The 5,490-nt window shown below is 68.1% G+C and carries 7 protein-coding genes; 3 read left to right on the forward strand and 4 right to left on the reverse strand.

Annotated elements, in window-relative coordinates:
- The 3 genes from I4I78_RS29500 to I4I78_RS29510 all read right to left on the reverse strand — a co-directional run.
- Nucleotides 1-456: TauD/TfdA family dioxygenase (locus tag I4I78_RS29500; RefSeq protein ID WP_218614781.1), on the reverse strand; the 456-nt coding region annotated here is incomplete at its 3' end.
- Nucleotides 457-498: 42 nt separating this feature from the next.
- On the reverse strand, nt 499-2,049 hold the full coding sequence (locus I4I78_RS29505) for an AMP-binding protein (RefSeq protein ID WP_218614782.1): 1,551 nt from the start codon (nt 2,047-2,049) through the stop codon (nt 499-501).
- Nucleotides 2,036-2,692, reverse strand: coding sequence for a thermostable hemolysin (locus tag I4I78_RS29510; protein ID WP_218614783.1), 657 nt, complete (start codon nt 2,690-2,692; stop codon nt 2,036-2,038). Before I4I78_RS29510 ends, I4I78_RS29505 begins: the two co-directional genes overlap by 14 nt.
- Before the next feature lie 789 nt (nt 2,693-3,481).
- On the opposite strand from I4I78_RS29510, the gene I4I78_RS29515 reads away from it, so the two are divergent.
- Both I4I78_RS29515 and I4I78_RS29520 read left to right on the forward strand, forming a co-directional pair.
- Nucleotides 3,482-3,880, forward strand: coding sequence for a hypothetical protein (locus tag I4I78_RS29515; RefSeq protein WP_218614784.1), 399 nt, complete (start codon nt 3,482-3,484; stop codon nt 3,878-3,880).
- Nucleotides 3,880-4,005 carry an ArsR family transcriptional regulator gene (locus I4I78_RS29520; RefSeq protein ID WP_218614785.1) on the forward strand — a complete coding sequence of 42 codons (126 nt, stop codon included), beginning with the start codon at nt 3,880-3,882 and terminating at the stop codon, nt 4,003-4,005. The genes I4I78_RS29515 and I4I78_RS29520 overlap by 1 nt, the downstream gene beginning before the upstream one ends.
- A gap of 100 nt (nt 4,006-4,105) precedes the next feature.
- Here I4I78_RS29520 and I4I78_RS29525 read toward each other — a convergent pair whose 3' ends face one another.
- Complete coding sequence (locus I4I78_RS29525; RefSeq protein ID WP_218614786.1) at nt 4,106-4,438, reverse strand: helix-turn-helix transcriptional regulator; 333 nt, start codon at nt 4,436-4,438, stop codon at nt 4,106-4,108.
- Between the two features lie 171 nt (nt 4,439-4,609).
- Between I4I78_RS29525 and I4I78_RS29530 the strand changes: the two genes are divergently transcribed.
- A partial coding sequence (locus tag I4I78_RS29530; protein WP_218614787.1) for a DMT family transporter occupies nt 4,610-5,490 on the forward strand: 881 nt, incomplete at its 3' end.

A 5,490-nucleotide genomic window follows, 5' to 3' on the forward strand; every position in this document is an offset into this window, starting at 1 on the left:
GCCCAGGAAGCGGTCCTTGGCCGCGCCGCTCAGGGCCTCCCAGACCCGGTAGCCGTCGCATACCGTGGTCTGCGACCCGGAGGCTGCGGCCTTGACCGAGTAGAACCAGACCAGGTCCGGAACGAACGGTGTGGCGCCGTTCTCCAGGTGCAGGCCGATCGCCTCAGTGCCGGAGTCGACCTTCTGCGCGACATCTCCGTGGAACTCGCGGGCCGGGTCCAGGCTCAGCCGTCCGCTGTGGGCGGCGACGAGCCGGTTGAACTGGTCGACGTCGCCGGTGAATCCGCGCAGAAGCAGGTGTCCGGCGTCGGCCAGCAGGCCCAGGAGGTCGGTGTGGAGCAGGTCCTCGAGAGCTGCGGTGCGGGTCGACGGGGTGAGCATCAGCCCGGTTCCGGTGCCGTGGCCGGTGACCGACACTCCGTCGAGGGGGGTGGTGAAGTTCGTAGTGGTCGACACGGTGGGTGTCCTTTCCGGTCGTGGATCGACTGGTAGGTCTTTCTAGTGACGGGTGATCGGCTCGGCGTGCGAGAGGGCCGGGAGGACGACGTCGCTCCACAGCAGGTCCCGCCGAGGCCGGCCGGTGACGGTGAAGTAGGCGGACCGGAACTCGGCGGTGTCGGCCCGGGGCAGGAACCGGTCCGGGAGGTCGGTGTCGGAGAACGCAGCACGCGCCTGGTCCTCCAGCTCGGCGGGCAGCCCGGGATCCGCGGGATCGACCAGGACGAGGGCCACCAGATGCTCGAGGCCGTCACCGAACACCACGGCCTCCCGGACGCCGGTCAGCGACCGCATCCGACCCTCCACGAACTCGGGGGAGACGTTGCGGCCGTGGCTGGTGATGATCACGTTCTTCATCCGGCCCTCGACCGTGACGTAGCCCGCGTCGTCGATCCGGGCGCGGTCGCCGGTGTGCAACCAGCCCTGGTCGTCGACGGCCCGGCTGGTCGGGTCCTCGCCGACGTACCCGGCGAGCAGGGACGAGGACCGAACGAGCAGCTCACCCTCGTCGGACAAGCGCACCTCGCAGTGCGGCAACGGCGGTCCGGCGGTGCCCGGGCGCAGCGCGCCCGGCGGGTTCCATGTCACGACGGAGGTGTTTTCGCTCAGCCCGTAGCCCTCGTGCACAGGCAGCCCGGCGTTGAGCAGGAGAGTGAGCGCGTCCGGGCTCACCGGCGCCCCACCGGTCATCAGGAAGGGCGTCTCCTCGCCGGCCGCCCGCAGCGGCAGCGTCCCGTCGCGGACCTGCTCGGCCAGCAGAGCCACCAGCGCGGGCGGGAGGACCGTGGCCGACGGCCGGGCGCGCCAGAGCTCGTCGAGCACCTCGCGGGCGGTGGACCCACGGGTCCCGAGCAGGGGCACCTCGGGTGGCAGCAGCACGACCCGGCCGCCCTCGGCCATCGGCAGGTAGACCCCAGCGATCTGCTCGATGAGTAGGCTCAGCGGCACGAGCGACACGTAGCGGCGGAACGTTCCCGGCGCGACGAGCGTCCGCAGCGACCCGATCACCGCCCGCAGTCCGGAACGGCGGATCATCACTCCCTTCGGCGTGCCGGTGGTGCCTGAGGTGTGGATGACCTTCGTGATGCGGTCGCCGGCACCGGGCACGGCCGCCACCTCGGCGGGCCCACCGTCGAGGCCGACCAATAGGTGTGGGATCCGCTCGGCCAGACCCCATTCCCGGAGCCGCCGGGCACCGGCCGGGTCGACCAGGCACACCGCGCAGTGCCCGATCAGCGACTCGGCCTGCTCGGCGCTGAACGCGGTGGGCACCGGGACCTCGACCAGATCGGAGTGCAGCAACGCCTGGTCAGCGACGACCCACTCCGGGCTGTTCTCCGCGGCCAGCCCGACCCGGGTGCCCGGATCTAGGTCGAGCCCGGCCAGGGTGGCCAGCACCTGGTCGCGGGCACTCCGGATCTGACGGTAGGTCCACGTCCGGTCGTGCCCGTCGGCAGCGGCCTGCTCGACGAGTACCCGGTCGGCGAACCCGGGATGGTCCAGCGCCTCGTCGAACGCCACGACGTCGCCCGCCCGCTCACACGGCTGCATGGACGCTTCCCTCCGGGATCGGCCCGGCGACGATGCCTACCGGGCTCAGGCTCGATGTCGAGGAGGGCCGGACGGCGAGCTCGGCGCCGAACCGGGCCAGGTCGACCACTCCGACGACTGGCTCGTTGTCGTAGTAGCTGCCCCAGCGCGGCTGCTCGTCGGCCGGCAGCGCCTCTAGGCGGGCATCGCCTACGACGTGCAACTCGGTCCCGCTAGCCCTGATCAGCGACGCGACCGGTCGCGTCACGGTAAACAGGATCGCGGCGGCGCCCCTGCACCAGCAGAGTCCGGGGAGCACCTCGATCATTCGCCGGCCCAGCCCCGCCTTCGACGACGCGAGCGGACCGACCTCGATCAGGGCGTCGCGTCCCACGGTCCGATCGCTACCGGTCACCTGAGTGGCGACGTCCTCGGCTGCGGCGCCGAGGTAGTGCTCACAGAACAACGACGAGTCCCGGGCGCCGAACGACAGCCCGGCCACCGCCATCTCGGCCGTCTCGACCGACGACGCCGCGGTCAGCATGACGAACAGATCGGGATCCGGGTCGATCTCGGCCCCGTAGTCGGACCGGTAGCGGCTCTGCACCAGCGAGATGCACCGTCCCCAGATGTCGGTTCCGGGCCTGGCGAATCTGAGCAGCATCAGAAAACTCCTCCTGCACATCGTGAAACGATCATGTATGTGACAGTCGACAGATGACTGACATCTTTGGAGATGCGAAGGTCAAACACGTCCACATCTGTGTCATCATCGACAATTGCCACGGAGCACATTCGTTGCGAGACATCGCCTTCGACATCTTCCGAGCGGTCTCATGTGTGAAGCCGTGAGTCGATCGATCGTTCACGAACTACATGATCCGACGATATGCACCGAGCGAGACTGAAGCTACATGCTGGATCTGGCGACGCCAACCCTTAATCGCTCTCGATCTAGGGCGAGGCGGAAGGACCCTTCGGGGGTCCGCGTGCACCCGCCCGACGACCCGCCGGTCGCGATCACCGGCCCCCGAGTGACCATGGGCGACACGAACGGAGTTCGCCATCGAAGCTTGATCAGCTACCTCCCTGCCTCCCCGAATGCGCCTGAACGACGCATCTGACCTGCGCACATACCTGATTTGACCTTCGGAAGCAAGTAGAGACGGACCGCCCGGGCCGACTGGTCCACTTGCCGTTCAATCAGCGGATACGACCCGGTCATCAGCTGCTCGGATCCACGCTGAGAACGAACTACAATAAATTCTCTCCGACGTCTGAAGTTAGTCACTTGGATCATGGAATCGTGCCGCTCAACCGCAGGCACAACAATCCAGGACTGGACTGCTCGTTGCGTGGAGTACTCGTTGCGTAGCTATTCTGCACTCCAGACAGTGAGCTCGGCCGGTCGCAGTATTGGATCTTGGTTGTTCGGTGGAGCAGGACGCCCGCTGTGCGCGCAATGTTGATGTTGCCCACGGAGCTTGGGCTCGGCCGGTCGTGCATTCGATCTTGTCGAGCCGGTGAGCCAGGATGCGCCGCGCGCAAGACGTTGATGTTGGTCGATCGCGAGGAGATCTCCCACGGTCTCGCTGAAGGATTGCGTTACAACGAGCCGTTGCGGCTTGGCCGGGGCTCGTCGGTGATGTCGCGTGACGTCGCCCGGCACGGCGGCCGTGGGGACTACCGGGTGGCGGCCACGGACGTGGCGGCGGGCGCGGCGCGGGAGCGGCCCAAGCTGTTCGCGGTGGAGCGCTCCCCTCGCCTGCGTGCGGTGGTGTGCGCCCAGCTGCGTGATGACTGGTCCCCGGCCTCGATCGCGGGCCGCGCCAGGCCCACCTCGCCCGGCTGATGTACGAGGAAACCGACGACCAGGAACGGCGCCGCTACACCGTCAACCAGATCGCCGCCGAGTTCGGCGTCACCTGCCCCACGATCTACCGCCACCTCAGCAAGAACGAGCACACGAAGGGCTGACCTCGGAGAGTGCTCGCTTAGCTGCCGGATCCTGCCGGGATGTTCCGTAACTCCCGGGTCCGGCGTTGAGTCGCTTCCAGCGGACCCTTTCCGGCCGCTGTCAGATGGTGTCGAGGATGTGACGTGCGTGGGTGATGCCGGCGTCGTCGCGGTAGTGGAAGTTCCAGTTCGCGACGCGGCGGGTGTAGATGAGGCCTGTTCTGCGCAGGATCTCGAGGTGACGCGAGATGGTTGGTTGGGACATGCCGGCACGTTGGGCGATGAGGGACACGCACACGCCGCCGTCGTCACTGAGATCGCCTTCGCGTTGCGAGACGAACACCGACTGGGGCTCCCGGAGCCACTCGAGGATGCTCAGCCGGATCTCGGAGGCCAGCGCCTTGAGCGTCTCGGTCTCCGAGGTGAGATCCCGCTGATCAGTCGATCGCAACATAGTTAACCAGCGATGCTACCAGCTCGCTGGCCGTGGCCAGCGAATCATGTCGCGCACCTGAAAGAGCATCGCTCGGGCCTCGGCAACTGTGGACCACCACCACCACCACCACCACCCGAGAAGCTCAGCGCTATATCGCAATACTGCTAACTAGCTTGTAGACTGCGGTGGATGGGTGCTCGGTTTGCTGCTGGTCCGGCGGCTGCGGTCGGCGCGGTGCTGCTGTGGTCGACCAACGCCTACGCCGCCGGTGAGGTGCTGGCCAGCACGACGGTGCTGCAGCTGCTCACCGTGCAGTACGGGGCGGCCGCGGTCGCACTGATCGTCGTCAGGGCTGTCCTGCTCCGCAGCCGTACAGGCCCGATCGCACGACCTGCCGAGGTCAGAGGTGAGTCGGGGTCTGGGCGGCGGACCACGGTGGTCGTTCCGCTGGCCGTCGGGGTGTTGGGGCTGACGGCCACGATCTTCCTGCAGTACCTGGCCTTCGACACCGCGCCGCTGGTCGGCGCGAACGTCATCTGCTACGCCGACGGGTTGATCGCGGCGTTGTGGGTCGCGGCGCGGCGCCCATCCCGGCACACGCTCATCGGGATGCCGCTGGCGCTGATCGGGTTCGGCGGCGTCCTCGTCGTGCTGACCGACGGCGCCGGAATCGGCGAGGTCGCCATCGGCTACCTGTTCGCCTTGGCCTCCGCGGCCTGCATGGCCTTCTACTCGCTGGCCTCCGGACGGGCCACCGGGTCGACCTTTAACATGCTGATCCCCGCCACCGTGACCGGCACCGTGATCGCCCTGGGCCTGAGCCTGGTCCGCGGCGAGGCCTGGCCCGCGTTCGCGGAATGGGCGGGCGCGATCTACATCGGGCTCGGCCCGATGGCCGCCGGCTACGCGTTGTGGACCTACGCCATGGCTGATGGCCGAGCGGACCGGCTGATCCCGCTGAGCTACGCCACCCCGCTGGTGTCCACCGGGCTGCTGCTGGCCACCGGGCAGCCCTTCACCGGCCGCACCCTGCTCGGAGCCGGCCTGATCCTGCTCTGCAGCACCGGCGT

This window comes from Pseudonocardia sp. KRD291, assembly GCF_019263595.1.
Taxonomy (GTDB): Bacteria; Actinomycetota; Actinomycetes; order Mycobacteriales; family Pseudonocardiaceae; genus Pseudonocardia.

Coding starts and splice junctions, on each gene's coding strand:
- I4I78_RS29505 (WP_218614782.1), bottom strand. CDS start 2,049: ATGCAGCCGTGTGAGCGGGCGGGCGACGTCGTGGCGTTCGACGAGGCG.
- I4I78_RS29510 (WP_218614783.1), bottom strand. CDS start 2,692: ATGCTGCTCAGATTCGCCAGGCCCGGAACCGACATCTGGGGACGGTGC.
- I4I78_RS29520 (WP_218614785.1), top strand. CDS start 3,880: ATGTACGAGGAAACCGACGACCAGGAACGGCGCCGCTACACCGTCAAC.
- I4I78_RS29525 (WP_218614786.1), bottom strand. CDS start 4,438: ATGTTGCGATCGACTGATCAGCGGGATCTCACCTCGGAGACCGAGACG.